Origin of the sequence: Caenimonas sp. SL110 (assembly GCF_001044395.1) — a bacterium.
Taxonomy (GTDB): domain Bacteria; phylum Pseudomonadota; class Gammaproteobacteria; order Burkholderiales; family Burkholderiaceae_C; genus Ramlibacter.
In genome coordinates this window covers 37,003-54,089 of record NZ_JANU01000039.1, presented here as the reverse complement: position 1 = coordinate 54,089, position 17,087 = coordinate 37,003, and the positions used below count along the sequence as shown (strand labels likewise).

Sequence of the window (17,087 nt, the reverse complement as noted above, 5' to 3'; positions counted from 1 at the left end):
CCATGCTTGAACTGATACAGATCACCAACGACGTTGAGTTTGCGCGTCGATGCGACGACATGGGCGGATTCCGTCTGTGGGTCGACCTGGAACGCATGGGCAAGGCCGAGCGCCAGGCCGGCCGCAATACGTTCATCAGCGTGCATTCGCTAGAGGATGTTGGCCGCGTCAAGTCCGCGCTGCGGCACTCGCAGTTGATGGTGCGCGTCAATCCATTGCATGAAGGCACGCGAGCGGAAGTCGATGCCGTGATTGGCGCAGGCGCTGATCTGCTGATGCTTCCGATGTTTCACACGCCCTCTGAGCTGCGCGAGTTCGTGGACATCGTTCATGGCCGTGTGCCGGTCATCCCGCTGTTGGAAACCGCGCAGGCGCTTGCTTGCGTTGACGAATGGATTGCGACACCCGGCCTGGGGCAGGTGTATGTCGGCCTGAACGACTTGCACATCTCGCTGGGACATCGCTTCATGTTCCAGCCGCTGGCATTGGGCATGGTCGATCGCGTTGCCGCCGCAGCGAATGCGCAGGGGCTTTCCTTTGGGTTCGGCGGAATCGCCCGCATGGACGAGGGGCATCTGCCCGGCCGTGATGTGCTGGCCGAGCACCTGCGGCTGGGGTCATCTGCGGTGATCCTGTCGCGCACTTTCCATCGCGCCGGAGAGGGCGACAGTTTCGAGGACGAAGTTGCGAAACTGCGCAGCGCCGAGGTGCAGCTGTCGCTTCGCACGTCCGCGCAAATCGACGAAGACGCAAAGCGCATTCACGCCATCATCCATCGCATCGCCGCTGCAATGGAATCCGCGCGATGAAGCGGTTGATCGATATCGCGGTCGCATTGATCGCGCTGCTTTTGCTTTCGCCGTTGCTGGTTGCGGCGGCGCTTGCCATCGTGATCGAAAGTGGCGCCCCGGTGTTCTTTCGCCAGGTTCGCATCGGCCTGGGTGGTCGCGAGTTCGGCATGTACAAATTCCGCAGCATGGTGAAGAACGCTGCAGCGATCGGGTCGTGGCAGACCTCGGCAGGCGATGCACGCATCACACGGGCGGGCCGCATCCTGCGCCGCACCAGCATCGATGAGCTGCCGCAATTGATCAATGTGCTCAAGGGTGACATGAGCCTGATCGGCCCGCGCCCTGATGTGCCTGCGCAGCGCGCCCTGTATGGCGAAGCCGAGTGGACCGAGCGATGCAGCGTTCGCCCGGGCATCACCGGCCTCGCACAGGCGCTGCTGCGTTCCGAAGGCACGCAGGCCGAGCGCCTTGCGATGGACTTGCGCTATGCGCGTGAACACAACCTGCGGCTCGACCTGCAAATAGCCGTCTGGACGCTGGGTCGCCTCACCGGCAAGGGAAGCAACTAGACCATGTGCGGCATCTTCGGCTACTGGGACCGTGCAGGGCGCGCCATGCCCGATGAGGCACTGGCTGTGATGGCGAGCAAGCTCGTGCACCGCGGACCGGACGACGAGGGCATCTGGAGCCAGCCGCAGCGCGGCGTGGCGATCGGAAACCGCCGCCTGTCGATCATTGACATTAGCGGCGGGCATCAGCCGTTTGTCTCCGACGACGGCCAGATCGCGGTTGTGCAGAACGGCGAGATCTTCAATCACATCGAGCTTGCCGACGAACTGCGCGCGCAGGGTGTGCAACTCAGGTCGCATTCGGACACCGAGGTGATCCTGCGCCTGTACGAGCAGCAGGGCATCAAGGGGCTGGAGCGCCTGAACGGGATGTTCGCGATTGCTGTCGACGACGCACGCGAGGACGCGATGTACCTGATGCGCGATCGCATTGGCGTGAAGCCCCTGTACGTCGCCGACGATGGCGCTCGCGTGGTGTTTGCCTCTGAAATGAAGGCGATGCTGCCGTTCACCCGCGCGCGTGAGGGTCTGTCCGCCATCGACCTCGAAGCGATCCACCACTACCTCACCTTCAACTACATCCCCGCGCCGTGGACGGTGTGGCAGGGCATCCGCCATGTGATGCCGGGCACCTGGATGAAGTTCACGCGCAGCGGAGTGCAAACCCATCGCTGGTGGAATCTGGCCGACCAGCAAGAGCGCGATCATGACTTCGGCGCGTGGAGCGAAGAGTTCTTGGCGACGCTGGATGATGCGACGCGCATTCGGCTTCGCGCCGATGTGCCCTGGGGTGCCTTCCTGTCGGGCGGGGTTGATTCGAGCACCATCGTGGGCCTGATGGCGCGTCATGTGGACAGGCCGGTCAAGACCTTCTGCATCGGCTTTGCCGATCAGCGCTATGACGAGTCGGCTTTTGCAGCCGAAGCTGCGCGGCGTTTCGGCTGCGACCACACGAGCGAGACCGCCGAGCTGAACATGCTCGACCGCTGGCCGCAGGTGCTGCATCACCTGGACCAGCCGCACGGCGATGCGTCGTTCATGCCGACCTTGCGCGTGAGCGAGCTTACGGCGCGCCATGTCAAGGTCGTGCTGACGGGTGATGGCGGCGATGAACTTTTTGCGGGCTACGAAAAGTATGCCGACTACTTCGGCAGGCCCGATGTCGACACCCTGGATGATGACGTTTTCCAGCGCAGTTATTTCGATTCGATCTCGCTGTTTTCACCCGAAGACAAGATGGCGTTGTATCGACCCGGAATCGCGAGCCAGCTGGCGGGCATTGACAGTTTTGCGCAGGCGGCCAAACCGTGGTTTGAGGAGTCGGCGCACTTCAGTCGATTGAACCAGGCGCTCTATCTGGACATGCAATTGCTGCTCTCGGGCAACAACCTGGTCAAGCCCGATCGCATGGGCATGGCGGTGTCGATAGAAGCACGGACACCGTTTCTCGACTGGCGAATGATGGAGTTCGCGTTTCGCTCGCGCGCCCAGACCAAGTTGCACCTGGGCGACAAGAAGCATTGGTTCAAGCGGGCCGTGACGCCGCTGATCGGGCAGGATCTGGCCTATCGAAAGAAGCAGATGTTCACCGTGCCGGTGGGCGACTGGTTCCGGTTCGAAAGCCACGGATGGTTGCGCCAGACGCTCCGTGACAGTCCCTTGCTGCAGTCGCTGTTCAGGCCAGAGGCGATCGACCGGATGCTGGATGCACATCGCGATGGCGCGGCGAACTACACGCGCGAGTTGAGGGCGTTGGCTGCGGTGGCGATCTGGGCGGCGGAGTTTTTGTGACGATGCAACATGGCAGCGGTCGCTGAAGACATGGATTGCGGGTCAAGCCCGCAATGACAGCTGAATCTAGAACGCGGGCAGCCGCACGATCCGCGACGAAAACCAGTTCACCACGCCCAGCACGTCCGCCTCACAACGAATCATGATCGGGTCCAGCAGCTGACCCGGTCCGGTGCCCGCACCCAGGCGTGTCGAAACTGGTGTCCAGTCGCGTGTCATCTTGAAGACTCGGCCTTGCAGTTTGCAGATGCCGTAAAGCCAGTCACCCTGCGCGCAGATGTCGTTGCACACGATGATGTCGCCCGTGCGAATCGTGACGGCCTGCAGGGTTCGCAGGTCGATGCGGAACCCGACGCCGGCCTGTCCCCAATCGAAGGCGTACAGGCTGTCGCCGATGATCCGCGCCCGATGAATCGTGCCCGGCAGTCGCAGCAGCGCAGGCCCCACTTGATCGCCAGCGAGTTTGCCCAATGCGCCACGTGAGTCCAGCGCATACCGCGTACCGCCAAATTCGAAAGCCAGCACCAGGGGGCAGCTGTGCGCGATTTCCAGCACTTGCGGATCTGCGGATTCCGCCTGCGTCACGATGAACCCGCCGTCGCTGTAGTGCGACCCGACCCACAGGCCGTCACCCAGTCTGTCGAGCTGCGTTGGCAGGCCGAGCCGGCGACTCCACACGCAGGCACCTGCCTCCAGGCGACGGAAGTTGTTCTCGTCGCAGCTTGCCACCCATCCGTCCTGTGATGACCCATCCATCGCGATGAAATCCCACGGGCTCTTGCAGGGCAGCGTCGTGTCGGACAGCACGCCAGCGGTGGACTCGGTGCGATCCAGCACGACGCGCAGCATCAGTGAGAGCCGGGTCAGGCGCATGCGTCGCGGTCGCCGGGCCTCATTGCCGATCAAGGCTGCAAAGCCGCGCGCTGTAGCGTCGGCGAGTTGCTTGAATTCTCCCGAGGGCGGCAAGAGATGGCCGTGCGTGACCAGGAGGGCCGCGAAGCTGTCGATCTCTTGATCGCCTGCTTCCAGCAGATCGGTGCGCAGCAACCGGGTAGCGAGTGCGAGCGCGTCCGCCGCATCCGGCGCGCCCTCCACCGTCACCTGGTTGCCCGGCAGGAGGTCGTAGAAAGAAAACGAGGTGTGACCCGTCGGATCGAGGTCCGCGAGCCCGATGGTGGTCATGGTGCGCGTCGTCCCACGCCCATCAGCATCACGTCGTGCGAGAAGCGGATGACGTTGTTCATCTGGGTGGGCCACGGCATGTTGCGGATAGGCCGGTAGGGCAGACCCAGCATGCCGGTCAGTGCACCCAGCGCCTTGATGAGCGGCATCCACGCGCGGTTCTTCCACAGAAAAGGCAGCTGGTAGAAATAGTGCACTTCCACGTCAACAAAGCCGGCCATGGTCATCGCTGTCTTGAGCGACTCGATGGTGAAGGGCGTGACGTGCGTGTACTCCATGTAGAAGATACGGTACGTGTGAAACCAGCTCGGCGTGAGGATGCAGGCTGTGCCTCCGGGCTTGAGCGAGGTGAGCGCGGTGTCCAGGAATCGGTCGGGCTGGCGCATGTGTTCGATGACCGACTTGCTGTACACAAAGTCGAACTGGCTGTCGCCAAACGGCGGCGGATCGACTTCAAGGTTGGCCACGCGAACATCGAAGCCGCTCGCCAGTTGCGAGGCACTGTTGGCGATATCGGTGCCGCTGCATTCAAGGCCCAGTTCTGCGAAGGCGCGCATCTGGTCGCCTCGACCGCAACCGATGTCGAGCAATCTTCCGCTGCGCCCGCCGAACACGGTGTCGTGCAGGTGCCTGGACATGACCTTCACATACGGACTGAGCGGCCGGTTCTCCTGGCTGTACGAGGTGGCGAGATACGCGTCACCCTTGGCGTGGAGGTCAACCTGGGGCGGCGGTGTTGCGGGGGAATTCATGGCGTTGCAGTCGTGAAGGAAGGCGTCGTGTCCTGCGCCAACAGGCACTGGACGATGGCGCGGGCAGCTTGCCCGTTCTGTGGGAGCGTACGGCGAAAGCGTGCGAGGCGCTGGGCGTGTTCGTCATCGGCGAAAAAACTGGCGAGCGCCGGTTCCACCGCAGACATCGATGGAACGACGAAGACACCATCGTCTTCGCGGTAATCCACGAAATGGCTGTACTGCGAAACGGCGGCGACGACAACCGGCTTGTCGAGAACCAGCGCCTCGAATCCGATGGTGGATGTGAAAGTCACGACCGCATCGCACATGAGCAGGGCGTCGCGCACGCCTTGCGTGCGAGGGCTCAGCAGCGCACCCTCGGGCAAGGTGATGCTCGCGCCGGCCTGGCTGGAGGGATGCAGGCGCGCGATGAACTTCCATCCGTGGCTTGCGCAGGTTGCCGCGAGGCCTTCCCGCATGGCAATGGGAAGGTCAGGATTACCCGGCTCGGGTTGTTCGGCCCAGAGGACGGCGCGTTGCTCGGGAGGAATTCCTGCCTGCTTGCGAAGCTCTGAACGGCGCGCTTGCGCATCCGGTGCGATCAGTGCGTCAAAGGCGGGGTTGCCTGTGACGATCACACTTGCAGGCTGGCGTCCAGCGTCAATGAGTTGCTGGCGAATCCGCTCATTGAGCACGCAAATGACAGCGCCGTTGTCACTGCGCTGGAGGTAATCCAGGCCGATGTGGGGAAAACTCGTGAGCAGGCAAACCGAAGGCAGCCCCATCTGGACGGCTGCGTTGAGTGCTGCCCGTTCCGCGCGAGGCGAGTCGGTGGCGATGACGGCGTCGATCTGCTGCGCTTCGATGATTCGCTTCAACGTGCGAACCGGAAGCAGCGCGTTCAGTCCCCTTGCCCTGTAACTGGCAAGAGCCGCTTCTTCGCCGACATCCGCGACCCGCTCGGCCATGCTCGCGCCCAGGTAGGCCATCGATTCATCTCGCGTGATGCCGATGCCGTCACGATGATGAAACTCGCACAGGAAATTGCCCCATCGTTCCACGGCCGGATCGCCGATATCGACGTGGTCCAGAAAGTGCACGAAGGGGATGCCGTGGCGGCGCAGCGTGTCTGCCGCTGTTGTGAGGCCCAGCATCACCGGTTGCAGCCCCGCAGCCAGCAGTTCGCGGTACAGCGGCATGGCCGCAGCCACATGCGCGCCGCCATATGCGGCGACGAGGACTCGCTTCACAACACGCGCCCTGTCACCGCAACGCTGCCGTCGGCGCCGGCGCTTGCAACCGCAATGGACTCGATCTCGTCCAGGGGAACGGTCTGCGAGTCGAAGATGTAGGTCCAGTGCCGCTCGGGCTCCTGCAGATCGAAGTTGTCGTGGATGTACAGGCCGCTCTTTGTCTTGTAGGCAAGAAAGGGCTGCGGGCCGAAACACTCGCCGGCAGTGCAACGCACGCTGAGCACGGCGTCTTCGATGGACAGCGCCAGCGCGAGCGGCGCGTGACGGGCCAATTCGCCGCGTGAAGCCAGATGTGCGCGCGCTGCATCGACCGCACCGCTGAACCTGATCTTCACATCGGGAAACCGCGATCGGGCCGCCTGCACCATCTCACGCACGCGTCGCACATCGGGTCGGATGTCGCGGTAGTCGTGATCCGCAAACGCAAGAATCGCGCTGCCAGTGCGCCGGGCATCCTCAAACGCCTGATCCACATGTTGCTCGCCCAGCTCGCGAAACCGCGTGCCCACATTCAGGCAGCGGAAGATGTGGCGGTTCATGTCGCCCGGCTGCTGGTAGTCGCGGTGCGAAGGCCGATAGCCGACCCAAGATGATGGCGCGCGCCGCCAGTCGCCAAAGCGGCCGCCGCGCAGATCCTTCTGGCCCGACTCTTCTTCGTAGGACTGGTTGGCATAGTCGAACGGAATCCATTGCTCCAGGAAAGCGTGGCTGTCGGGCCGCTCGCTGTGAAAACCCGGGCGATTCGCAACCGGAAACCAGCCGTGGTCGATCAGCCTGCGGGCCAGGATCTGGTTGAGCTGCGCGTAACTGTTGGTGTACGACGTCGCGGCCTTGAGCGGATCGCCGTCGGGAAACAGCGGGTGGAAGTGCCAGTTGATCTCGTCCGCTGGCCCTGACTGCTTCACCGCCTCGCGGTAGAAGCGCAACACCGCGCCATAGCCCAGGGCCTTGTTGCGTGGATTGCTGGCGTAACCGACGTGGTCCATCACGTGCCAGCTGTAGATCCAGCCGCCGCCGAAGTCGTCGATGGTTTCGGTGCGAAAGGGCTCGCCCATCGCGTCTTCAAGCATCGCGCCCACGGCATCCCAGTCGCCGTTGTAGGCCAGCAGTTCAGGCTTGATGACCTGCGCCACCTCGGCTTCGAGTCCGCCCAGGTCGATCTGGCGCTGCTGCAGGCGCTTGAGGTTGTCGGCGGTCGGCTCGATGGTGAGCCCGAAAATGCCTTTCAGGCGATCGAAAGTGGCGGCTAGCGGCTCTTGCAGTGGACCTTCCGTGTCAATGCAATGGACGATATGCAAGACAGGATCAGGCATCGTTTGTCCGGGGTGTTCCGGGGAATGAAATAATGACCGCCATTATGCAAAACCGAGCCGCGAGCGACCGTCCACGGGTGCTGTTGACAGGAGCCGGGTCGATAGGGCGGCGGCATGCGCAAAACATTCGCGCGCTGGTGCCAGGAGCCGAGCTTTTCATGGTCGCCACGCGCGAGGAGTCCGTGGGGTGGGCGCGCCAGTTTGCTGCGACGCCGGTCGCCTGCGTCGCGGCGGGGCTTGCGGCAAGGCCGCAGATCGCAGTGGTTTGCAGCGTGTCGGCCCAGCATGCGGCTGATCTGGATGCGCTGATGGATTGCGTGGATGCGCTCTACATCGAGAAGCCCGTGGTCATTGATGCGGTTTCGCTCCGCGCGATCCAACGCCGGATCGAGGCGGGGTGGGATCGCCCCAGTGTGGTCGGTTGCAACCTGCGCTACCTGGGGGCGGTGAACAAGCTCAAGGCCGCATGCGAAAGCGAAGCAGCAGGGCGCATCGCTCGCGCCACCCTGCAGGTCGGCCAGTGGTTGCCCGACTGGCGCGCCGGTCGCGATTACCGCCAGAGCTACAGCGCGCACCGTGATGATGGCGGCGGCGTGATCTTCGACCTGGTGCATGAGATCGACAGCGCGGCATACCTCTTTGGCGAAATCGGCATGGGACAGGCTGCGGCCTCGAACAGTGGCAGCCTGCAGATTGACAGTGACGATGCGGCGGCGATCACGCTGTCGATGAAGAGCGGACTGCCGGTGCAGGTCGGCCTCGATTATGTGAGCCGAAAGCCGGTGCGCGAGTACCTGGTGGTGGGCGACCGGGGAACCTTGCGCCTGGATATCGTGGGACGGCAGCTCACGCTGCAGGATGCAAACGGGAGCCACGTCATTGAAACGCAAGCATCGGATTGGGACATGGCCGGCACCTACCCATTGGCGATGCAGGACCTGCTCCATGCATGGCGCACGGGATCGAAGACGCGCTACGACCTGCAGCGCGCCATGCATGTCACTCGCTGGATGATCGCCCTCGAAGCAACTGCCTGGCGTACTGCTGGTGGGGCCGCGCAATGAACACCATCATCACCATCTGCGCACGCGGCGGCTCGCAGGGCCTGCCCGGCAAAAATATCCGTCCCTTGCTGGGCAAGCCGCTGATCGCATGGACGATAGAACAGGCGCAGCGCAGCGGCCTGGCGCGTGGAATCTACGTCTCGACCGACGATGAGCAGATTGCAGAAGTGGCGCGCGCCCATGGTGCGACTGTGCCCTTCGTGCGTCCTGCCGAACTTGCGACATCGACTGCCGCGAAGTTGCCGGTGATCCAGCATCTGGTGGAGTGGGTGGAAGCCAACGACATGCCGGTCGATCGCATCATCGACCTCGATCCGACTTCGCCTTTGCGGGAAGTGAGCGATATCGTCGCCTGCAACGCGCTGCTGGACGAAGACACCGATGCAGTGATCACGGGTTACGAATCGGACAAGAATCCGTACTTCAACATGGTCGAGCAAAAGCCGGGCGGCTTTTATGAGCGCGTGTGTCCGCCGGCGAGCGAAGTGGCAGGCCGTCAGCTCGCACCCAGGGTGTATGCGATGAATGCGTCGATCTATGTGTGGCACCGGCGCACACTGGCCTCGTCGCTCTGGGCGCATCCGCGCATTCGCCTGCATGTGATGCCGCGTGAGCGTTCGATCGACATCGACCATCCGCTGGATTTTGAATTTGTCGAATTGCTGATGAAAAGACAAAAGGGAACAACATGAGTGATGCCTTCGGGCTTGATGGCAAGGTGGTCGTGCTGACCGGAGCGGCGGGCATCATCGGAAGCGAAGTCACCCGCAACTTTCTGGCGGCGGGCGCGCGCGTCTTCGCGATCGATCGCGATGCTGCGCTGCTGGAGCAGAACCTGGGGCCGGCAACGGGCGAGCTGGTGCATTGCGTCGCCGATATCTCCAGGCCGGACGAAGTGATGCGGGCGCGCGTGTCGTTGCAGGAGAAGTGGGGTGTGGCCGACGCGCTGCTGAACAACGCCGCCACCAAATCCGAAAACTTCTTCGAACCCTTCGAGACTTTTCCACTCGCCGACTGGAACGAGGTCATGGGCGTGAACCTGACCGGCGCCATGCTCTGCGCGCAGGCGTTCGGCGCGCCGATGGCCGCGCGCGGCAAGGGCAGCATCATCAACACGATTTCGATCTATGGCGTGGTCGCACCGGATCAGCGCATCTACGAAGGCTCGCTGTACCTGGGCCGCGCGATCAACACGCCCGCCATCTACGCGGCCAGCAAGGCCGGACTGTGGGGCCTGACCCAGTACCTCGCCAGCTACTGGGGCAGCAAGGGCGTCCGCGTGAACGCGATCACGCCGGGCGGCGTCTTCAGCGGGCAGAACGAAACCTTCGTCGCGAACTACGCCAGCCGCGCGCCACTGGGCCGCATGGCCCAGGCCGATGACATGGCCAATGCCATGCGCTACCTCGCAAGCGATGCGTCGAAGTACGTGACCGGCCACAACCTGGTCGTCGATGGTGGATGGACGGTGTGGTAGCGATGTTGCCGCCCCATCACGTGTTCGTCATAGCGGAGGCAGGCGTCAACCACAACGGCGATCTGCAGATGGCGCTGCGCTTGTGCGATGCGGCCCATGCGGCTGGCGCAGACGCGGTGAAGTTCCAGACCTTTCGCGCCGAAGACCTGGTCGTGCCGGGCGCACCCACGGCCGACTACCAGGCCAAGGCGACCGGCGCGCAGGACCAGTTCGCCATGCTGCGCGCGCTGGAGTTGTCACGCGAGCAGCACGAGGCCCTCAAGGCGCATTGCGATGCGATCGGGATCGAGTTTTTCTCGACGCCGTTTTCAGTGAATGCAGTGGACATGCTGGTGCAGCTTGGCGTCAGGCGCATCAAGCTCTCGTCGGGCGAGCTGACGCATCGCGCGCTGGTGGCACATGCGGCTTCGCAGAAACTTCCGCTGCTGGTTTCCACTGGCATGGCAACGATGGAAGAAATCCGCGAGGCGCTCGACTGGATCGGCCAGGCGCGCGGCAGTCTGGTCGATGTCACCGTGTTTCATTGCACCTCTGCTTATCCTGCGCCTGACAGCGCGCTCAATCTCACGGCCATCGTCTCGATGGCGCGCGACCTGGGCGTGGCGATCGGCTACTCCGACCACAGCCTGGGGATAGAGGCCGATCTGGCGGCGGTGGCCCTTGGCGCGACCGTGATCGAGAAGCACCTCACACTCGACAACGAACTGCCCGGTCCCGATCACAGTGCCTCGCTGGAGCCCGCTGAGTTCGCGCGCATGGTGGCCGGCATCCGGCGCGTGTCGGCGATGCTGGGTGACGGTGTGAAGGCGCCTACCGCTGAAGAACGGAACACGGCCCGCGTGGCGCGTCGCAGCGTTGTCGCTGCAGTCGACATCAAGGCAGGAACGCGAATGACGGAGGCGATGCTGGCTTGCCGTCGTCCCGCGACAGGCATGGCGCCTCGCGAGCTGCCGCAGGTGGTGGGTGCTAAGGCCAGGACGAACATGCCTGCGGGCACCGTGCTGCAGTGGAGCGATCTTGATGTTGAAGGCCGGAGCGGCGCATGACTCAAGCGCCGCGCCGCATCGTTTACCTCACTGGCACGCGTGCGGATTTTGGCCTGCTTCAGTCGACGTTGCAGCGCGTCGCATCGACGCCGGGCATCGACTTGAGCATTGCGGTGACCGGCATGCACCTGAGCCGCGCGCACGGCGAAACGGTCAATGAGGTTCGCGCGAGCGGCCTGCGAATTTGCGCGGAACTCGCGCTCGACATGGACAACCGCACAGGTGCCGGGATGGCCTTTGCGCTGGCTGACTGTCTGCGCGCGATGACGCAACTGCTCGATCGCGAGAAGCCTGATTTCCTGGTGGTGCTCGGTGATCGCGGTGAGATGCTGGCGGGCGCACTGGCCGCGCTGCACACGGGTGTTGCTTGCGTTCACATCCACGGCGGCGAGCGGTCGGGCACGGTCGACGAGCCGATCCGTCACGCGATCTCCAAACTGGCAAGTTACCACTTCGTCGCGACGCAGGGCTCGCGCGAGCGCCTGATCGGATTGGGCGAGGATGAGGCACGAATCTTCGTAACCGGTGCGCCGGGGCTCGATGGGCTTGCTGAGCTTGGCGCCGTGCCGCGAGCCGAAGCGATTCGAGTGCTCGGCTTGAGCAGCAACTCACCGTTCGTCCTCGCCATGTTCCACCCAGTGGTGCAGCAGGCAGGGCAGGCACGGGCGCAAGCCGACGCATTACTGGCCGCGTTGGCAAGCATCGGGTTACCGGTGGTGTGGCTGGACCCCAATGCCGATGCCGGCTCGCGCGAGATCCTGGAGGCGCTCGACAGGGCGGCGCTTGCGCACGGTTCAGTTCGAATCCGCCATCTGCCACGGGCGCAGTTTGCCGCGGCGCTTGCGCATTGCGCGGTGCTCGCAGGCAACTCCTCGGCGGGCATCATTGAAGCGGCCACATTCGGCACGCCGGTGGTCAACATCGGTGACAGGCAGCGTTTGCGCGAGCGCAATCCAAACGTCACGGATGTGCCGCCCGAGCGCGATGCCATCGAATCAGCGCTGCGTTCTGCCATCGAACACGGTCGTTGGCCGTGGGACAATCTCTGGGGTGACGGGAAGGCGGGCGAGCGCATCGCCGCACTGCTGGCAAGCTTGCCGGCAGGCCCTCATCTCCTGGACAAAACCAACAGTTTTTGACGTTTCTGACGTACTGAAGAAGGCGCGAATCGCTTGGCGGAATTGCTGATATTGGGTGCGGGCGGCCATGGCCGCGTGGTGGCGGACGCGGCATTGGCGAGCGGCGCATGGTCGCGTGTGTTTGCGTGCGACCGCAACCCGGCGCGTGCAAGCGGTGAGTTGTTGCCCGGTGTTGCGCTGCTCGCGATTGATTCGACGCTCACGCAGTCGTGCACGCTGCATGTGGCCATCGGTCGCGCCGCGAATCGTGAGACAGAAACGGCTGCCGCCACCGGCAGACAGCACGTCACCGTCATTCATCCCCATGCATCGGTTTCCGTCCATGCCAGCGTCGCTGCCGGGTGTTTCATTGCTGCGCAGGCGGTGGTGGCCCCGGGTGCAGTGCTAGGCCGCGCGGTCATCGTCAATCACGGCGCGGTTGTCGATCACGATGTGGTGGTCGGCGAGTTTTCGCATGTCGCGCCGGGCGCCGTGCTCGGCGGCGGTGTGCGTGTGGGACGCCGTGTGCTGGTGGGCGCGGGCTCGACGGTATTGCCGGGAATTGGCATTGCCGACGACGTGACCATCGGGGCAGGCGCTGTCGTCACGCAGCCCATCGCCGAAGCGGGCGTTTATGCCGGCGTTCCCGCCAGGAGATTGAAGTGAACGCCGACCAGTTCAACGCCCTTTGCCTGCCTGCGACGGCGACGCTGCACCAGGCCCTTGAAGCCCTCAATGCAACCGGTCGCGGCATCCTGCTCGTCACCCGTGCGGACGGCTCGCTGCAGCGAACGCTCACCGACGGGGACCTGCGGCGCGCTGCGCTGAGTCACGTGCCCGAGGATTCCGCGGTGTCGGCCCTGCCCGAGCAGGCGCCTGTCACCGTTGGTCTCGATGCAGGCCTGCCCACTGCGATGGCCGTGCTCGACAAGCACCAGATCGATCATTTGCCGGTCGTCGATGAAGCCGGCCGCGCCGTCGACATCATGTTCAGGCGCGAGTTGTCGCAGCGCATCTGGCTTTCGTCGCCGCACCTGGGCGAAGAAGAAACAGCGTTTGTCGAAGATGCGTTCAAGACGAACTGGATCGCGCCGCTTGGCCCGCATGTCGATGGCTTCGAGCGTGAGCTCGCGAGTTACGCGGGCGTGGGCCACGGCGCAGCGGTGAGCTCGGGCACGGCTGCGATTCATCTGGCATTGCTGCTGCTGGGCGTAAAGCCTGGTGATACGGTTTTTTGTTCCTCGCTGACGTTTGTGGGCAGCTGCAATCCGATCCTCTACTGCAATGCGAGGCCCGTTTTCATCGACTCGCAGCCTCAGACCTGGAACATGTGTCCGCAGGCGCTGGAGCGCGCGTTCGAGTGGGCGCAGCGCGAAGGCCGCATGCCGCGTTGCGTGATCGTGGTGAACCTGTACGGGCAGAGCGCAGACATGGACGCTTTGCTTGCGGTGTGCGAACGCTATGGCGTCCCGCTGCTGGAAGACGCGGCCGAGTCCCTGGGCGCAAAGTACAAGGGGCGCGCCAGTGGCAGCTTCGGCGCCATTGGCATCTTTTCATTCAACGGCAACAAGATCATCACCACGTCCGGCGGTGGAATGCTGGTGACCAACGATGCGCAGATGGCCGAACGGGCACGAAAGCTCGCAACGCAGGCGCGCGAGCCGGCGGCGCACTACGAACACATCGAGGTCGGCTTCAACTACCGCATGAGCAATGTGCTGGCGGGCATCGGCCGCGGCCAGCTGCGGGTGCTGGACCAACGCGTGGAGCAACGACGCCAGGTCTTCGACATCTATCGCGCCGAGCTTGCCGATGCGGCGATCGAGTGGATGCCGGAACCCGAGGGCTACCGGTCCACGCGGTGGTTGAGTTGCTTCACATTGCCGGGTACCGATGGACAGTCGAGGCGCGATCGCCTGCTGCGGGCGCTGGAGCGGCATTCCATCGAAGCGCGTCCGGTCTGGAAGCCGATGCACATGCAACCGCTTTTCAAGGATGCGCCGTACTTCGCGCATGAGGGCGGCGATTTTTCGAAAGCGTGTTTCGAGTCGGGTGTGTGCTTGCCCTCGGGCTCGAACCTCACGCAGGAGCAGCAGGGTCGTGTGATCGACCAGCTGCGCCGTGCGCTGCAACAGGCGGGTGCGCGTGCGACTGTCTAGGAACACGCTGGTGCTGGTGGCGGTGGATCTGGCGCTGGTGCTGGTCGCCGGCTGGGTCGCGTTCTGGCTGCGGTTCAACTTCGACATCCCCGGTGAGTTTGATCGCCTTGCCAGGCACAGCATTCCATGGACGCTCGCGGGATACGCCACAGGCCTGTCGCTGGCTCGCGTGTATCGGCAGGTCTGGAGCTACATCGGCCTGCCTGAACTTCGGCAACTCGCGGTCGGTATCCTGCTGGGCGGGCTGCTGTCCGCTGCGGCGATCCTGATGCTGCGCATGCAAAACTTTCCGCGTTCGGTGCTGCTGCTGCAGCCGCTGATCGCCCTGGTGCTGCTGGGCGCTGCGCGCGCGGGCTGGCGCACCTTCATCGAGCGTCGCACGCTGGGGCGAGGCATCGGCCGCAGGCTGGTCATCGTGGGTTCGCTGCAGGATGCCGCCGATGCGCTGCGTGCGCTCAAGGGTTCGCACCAATGGGAGCCGGTTGCCATTGCGTCTCCGGTCGCCAGTGAAGTTGGCCGGTCCATCCAGAACGTGCGCGTGCTGGGCCAGTCTGAATCGTTGATCGACGTGTGCGAGATGGCGCAGGCCGATGCGGCGCTGGTCGCAAGTCCTCCCGGTTCGCCCGAGCGGCATGAGGCGTTGATGAATGCGGCTGGTGCGCGCCTGACCCTGCTCACCATGCCCAGGCCCAATGAGTGGCTCAAGACCGACAGCCCCGGTCCGCGCAAGATCGAGCTCGAGGATTTGCTGGGACGCTCACCGGTGCAGCTGGACACGGCGCAGCTGGCCGACCTGTTCTCCGGCCAGACGGTGATGGTGACCGGCGCCGGCGGCTCCATCGGCTCGGAGCTGTGCAGGCAGGTCGCCCGCTTCGGCGTGGGGCGGCTGGTGTGCGTCGATGTTTCGGAGTACGCGGTATACCGGCTTGAGCAGGAAATGCGCGATTCGCATCCGCAGATGCACGGGCTCTACTACACCGCCAATGTGCGCGAGCTGGACCGGCTGCGCGCCATCGCGGACAAGCACAAGCCCACGGTGATCCTTCATGCGGCAGCCTACAAGCACGTGCCGCTGATGGAAGAGCTCAACGAGATCGAGGCGCTGCGTACCAATGTGATCGGCACCCTGAATGCGGCGCGTGTCGCGGGTGAGTGTGGCGCGCGTCGATTCGTGATGATCTCGACCGACAAGGCGGTGAACCCGACCAATGTGATGGGCGCGAGCAAGCGCCTGGCCGAGCTGATGGTGCAGGCCGTGGCAGCGCAATTCGATCGCACGCAATACGTGTCGGTGCGCTTTGGCAATGTGCTGGGTTCCAGCGGTTCCGTGGTGCCGTTGTTCACCTCGCAGATCGCACGCGGCGGTCCTGTCACGGTGACGCATCCGGACATCGTGCGTTACTTCATGACCATTCCTGAAGCGGCGCAGCTGGTGCTGCAGGCAGGCCTTATGGGCAGTTCGGGCCAGATCTTCGTGCTGGACATGGGCGAGCCGGTGAAGATCGTCGAGTTGGCTCGCATGCTGATCCGCCTGTCGGGGCGCACCGAGCAGGAAGTGCCGATTGCCTATACGGGCCTGCGGCCGGGCGAGAAGCTCTATGAGGAACTGCTTGCCGACGACGAGACCACCGAGCCGACGCCGCATCCCAAACTGCGCGTCGCGAAGAATTCAACCTCGCTGCCCGATGTGGCTGGCGTCACGCAATGGATCAATGAAGCGGGGCCGTTTCCGGCGGGCGGGGCTGTGCGCGACTGGCTGCGCAGCCAGGTGCCGGAGTACACGCCGCGGTAAGCGCTGCGGTGCTGTCGCAGTGAAGTCATGGATTGCGGATCGAGTCCGCAATGACAAGTACCAGGGCTGTCATGCCGGACTTGATCCGGCATCCACCGCGAATCGGCAGCGATCGTTGCGCAGCCACCAGACGCTACTGCGCAATCCCCGTACGCGCCAACACATCGCTCACGAGTTCCAGCCGCACGAGCGGGTTGTCGAGTTCCATCAGCCGCTGCTTGAGTTGCACGCCCAGCGGCAGCAATTCGCACCAGCGATTGGCGACCCATCCGCAGTCGTCGAGCCGGTAGGGTCCCTCGATCGGAAGTTGCCCCGGCGCATCGGCCTTTTGCTGCAGCGAATCGATCAGCCTTGAAAGCGCAGTGGCCGTGATCTTCAGGTCGTCCGGAATCGGCACTGCCATATCGACGGCGAGCCCCTGCACATCGGCAATCCACAAGCCGTGCTTGAGCTGGTCGCGCGAGGTGATCCGAAAGCGTTGCGCCCCATGCGCGCGGATCATCATGAGGCCCGGGCGAGGGGTTTCGAAGTGGCTGATGGTGGCCAACGTGCCGACATTGGCAAATGATTCCGTGGCGCCTGGTTGACGGACTTCGTTACCCTGGGTGAGTGAGACGATCCCGAAGGGCGCGCCCGCCTTGTGGCAGCGGCCGATCATGTCGAGGTAGCGGACCTCGAAAATGCGAAGCGGCAGGACGCCGTCAGGAAAAAGGACCGTGCCCAGTGGGAACAACGGCAGGGATTGCAGGGTGAGGGCTGACGACATCGATTTCCCGTTCTGCCCGCTATCATCCCACG

The 17,087-nt window shown here is 63.9% G+C and carries 16 protein-coding genes; 11 read left to right on the top strand and 5 right to left on the bottom strand.

What is annotated here, in order from left to right; genetic code table 11:
* Positions 1-2 precede the first annotated feature (2 nt).
* Genes AQ12_RS17240 through asnB form a run of 3 tightly spaced genes read left to right on the top strand, consistent with a single transcriptional unit; the run spans position 3 to position 3,151 of the window.
* Positions 3-809: an aldolase/citrate lyase family protein gene (locus AQ12_RS17240; RefSeq protein ID WP_048441190.1), complete on the top strand. Its 807-nt coding sequence runs from the start codon at positions 3-5 to the stop codon at positions 807-809.
* Entirely contained in the window at positions 806-1,360 is a 555-nt protein-coding gene (locus tag AQ12_RS17235) for a sugar transferase (RefSeq protein WP_048441189.1), read from the top strand. The genes AQ12_RS17240 and AQ12_RS17235 overlap by 4 nt, the downstream gene beginning before the upstream one ends.
* Before the next feature lie 3 nt (positions 1,361-1,363).
* Positions 1,364-3,151 (top strand): asparagine synthase (glutamine-hydrolyzing), encoded by a 1,788-nt coding sequence (asnB, locus tag AQ12_RS17230; protein WP_048441188.1) that lies wholly within the window; start codon positions 1,364-1,366, stop codon positions 3,149-3,151.
* A 66-nt stretch (positions 3,152-3,217) separates the two neighbouring features.
* Here asnB and AQ12_RS17225 read toward each other — a convergent pair whose 3' ends face one another.
* From AQ12_RS17225 to AQ12_RS17210, 4 genes are read right to left on the bottom strand one after another with little or no spacing between them, the layout of a single operon-like run.
* Entirely contained in the window at positions 3,218-4,333 is a 1,116-nt protein-coding gene (locus tag AQ12_RS17225) for a hypothetical protein (RefSeq protein ID WP_048441187.1), read from the bottom strand.
* Positions 4,330-5,085: a bifunctional 2-polyprenyl-6-hydroxyphenol methylase/3-demethylubiquinol 3-O-methyltransferase UbiG gene (locus tag AQ12_RS17220; protein WP_048441186.1), complete on the bottom strand. Its 756-nt coding sequence runs from the start codon at positions 5,083-5,085 to the stop codon at positions 4,330-4,332. Before AQ12_RS17220 ends, AQ12_RS17225 begins: the two co-directional genes overlap by 4 nt.
* On the bottom strand, positions 5,082-6,317 hold the full coding sequence (locus tag AQ12_RS17215) for a CDP-glycerol glycerophosphotransferase family protein (RefSeq protein WP_048441185.1): 1,236 nt from the start codon (positions 6,315-6,317) through the stop codon (positions 5,082-5,084). The genes AQ12_RS17220 and AQ12_RS17215 overlap by 4 nt, the downstream gene beginning before the upstream one ends.
* Entirely contained in the window at positions 6,314-7,633 is a 1,320-nt protein-coding gene (locus tag AQ12_RS17210) for a hypothetical protein (protein ID WP_048441184.1), read from the bottom strand. The genes AQ12_RS17215 and AQ12_RS17210 overlap by 4 nt, the downstream gene beginning before the upstream one ends.
* 44 nt (positions 7,634-7,677) lie before the next feature.
* Here AQ12_RS17210 and AQ12_RS17205 point away from each other — a divergent pair, with 44 nt between their 5' ends.
* The 8 genes from AQ12_RS17205 to AQ12_RS17170 are packed head-to-tail and all read left to right on the top strand — an operon-like array spanning position 7,678 to position 16,289.
* On the top strand, positions 7,678-8,697 hold the full coding sequence (locus tag AQ12_RS17205) for a Gfo/Idh/MocA family protein (RefSeq protein WP_161799042.1): 1,020 nt from the start codon (positions 7,678-7,680) through the stop codon (positions 8,695-8,697).
* Positions 8,694-9,389: an acylneuraminate cytidylyltransferase family protein gene (locus AQ12_RS17200; protein WP_048441182.1), complete on the top strand. Its 696-nt coding sequence runs from the start codon at positions 8,694-8,696 to the stop codon at positions 9,387-9,389. The genes AQ12_RS17205 and AQ12_RS17200 overlap by 4 nt, the downstream gene beginning before the upstream one ends.
* Positions 9,386-10,174, top strand: coding sequence for an SDR family oxidoreductase (locus AQ12_RS17195; RefSeq protein WP_048441181.1), 789 nt, complete (start codon positions 9,386-9,388; stop codon positions 10,172-10,174). Before AQ12_RS17200 ends, AQ12_RS17195 begins: the two co-directional genes overlap by 4 nt.
* A 20-nt stretch (positions 10,175-10,194) precedes the next feature.
* Positions 10,195-11,220 (top strand): N-acetylneuraminate synthase, encoded by a 1,026-nt coding sequence (gene neuB, locus AQ12_RS17190; protein ID WP_238587752.1) that lies wholly within the window; start codon positions 10,195-10,197, stop codon positions 11,218-11,220.
* Positions 11,217-12,359: a UDP-N-acetylglucosamine 2-epimerase gene (gene neuC, locus AQ12_RS17185; protein ID WP_048441179.1), complete on the top strand. Its 1,143-nt coding sequence runs from the start codon at positions 11,217-11,219 to the stop codon at positions 12,357-12,359. Before neuB ends, neuC begins: the two co-directional genes overlap by 4 nt.
* 33 nt (positions 12,360-12,392) lie before the next feature.
* Positions 12,393-13,004, top strand: a complete 612-nt coding sequence (locus tag AQ12_RS17180; RefSeq protein ID WP_048441178.1) for a NeuD/PglB/VioB family sugar acetyltransferase — start codon at positions 12,393-12,395, stop codon at positions 13,002-13,004.
* A complete protein-coding gene (locus tag AQ12_RS17175) occupies positions 13,001-14,497 on the top strand; it encodes an aminotransferase class I/II-fold pyridoxal phosphate-dependent enzyme (RefSeq protein ID WP_048441177.1) in 1,497 nt (498 codons plus the stop codon). Before AQ12_RS17180 ends, AQ12_RS17175 begins: the two co-directional genes overlap by 4 nt.
* Entirely contained in the window at positions 14,484-16,289 is a 1,806-nt protein-coding gene (locus tag AQ12_RS17170) for a nucleoside-diphosphate sugar epimerase/dehydratase (RefSeq protein WP_048441276.1), read from the top strand. Before AQ12_RS17175 ends, AQ12_RS17170 begins: the two co-directional genes overlap by 14 nt.
* A gap of 133 nt (positions 16,290-16,422) precedes the next feature.
* Here AQ12_RS17170 and AQ12_RS17165 read toward each other — a convergent pair whose 3' ends face one another.
* A complete protein-coding gene (locus AQ12_RS17165; protein WP_048441176.1) occupies positions 16,423-17,055 on the bottom strand; it encodes an LON peptidase substrate-binding domain-containing protein in 633 nt (210 codons plus the stop codon).
* Positions 17,056-17,087: the final 32 nt, after the last annotated feature.

Excerpts from the sequence above, each read along its gene's own strand:
- AQ12_RS17240 (WP_048441190.1), top strand. The coding sequence starts at position 3 with ATGCTTGAACTGATACAGATCACCAACGACGTTGAGTTTGCGCGTCGA.
- AQ12_RS17235 (WP_048441189.1), top strand. The coding sequence starts at position 806 with ATGAAGCGGTTGATCGATATCGCGGTCGCATTGATCGCGCTGCTTTTG.
- asnB (WP_048441188.1), top strand. The coding sequence starts at position 1,364 with ATGTGCGGCATCTTCGGCTACTGGGACCGTGCAGGGCGCGCCATGCCC.
- AQ12_RS17225 (WP_048441187.1), bottom strand. The coding sequence starts at position 4,333 with ATGACCACCATCGGGCTCGCGGACCTCGATCCGACGGGTCACACCTCG.
- AQ12_RS17220 (WP_048441186.1), bottom strand. The coding sequence starts at position 5,085 with ATGAATTCCCCCGCAACACCGCCGCCCCAGGTTGACCTCCACGCCAAG.
- AQ12_RS17210 (WP_048441184.1), bottom strand. The coding sequence starts at position 7,633 with ATGCCTGATCCTGTCTTGCATATCGTCCATTGCATTGACACGGAAGGT.
- AQ12_RS17205 (WP_161799042.1), top strand. The coding sequence starts at position 7,678 with ATGCAAAACCGAGCCGCGAGCGACCGTCCACGGGTGCTGTTGACAGGA.
- AQ12_RS17200 (WP_048441182.1), top strand. The coding sequence starts at position 8,694 with ATGAACACCATCATCACCATCTGCGCACGCGGCGGCTCGCAGGGCCTG.
- AQ12_RS17195 (WP_048441181.1), top strand. The coding sequence starts at position 9,386 with ATGAGTGATGCCTTCGGGCTTGATGGCAAGGTGGTCGTGCTGACCGGA.
- neuC (WP_048441179.1), top strand. The coding sequence starts at position 11,217 with ATGACTCAAGCGCCGCGCCGCATCGTTTACCTCACTGGCACGCGTGCG.
- AQ12_RS17165 (WP_048441176.1), bottom strand. The coding sequence starts at position 17,055 with ATGTCGTCAGCCCTCACCCTGCAATCCCTGCCGTTGTTCCCACTGGGC.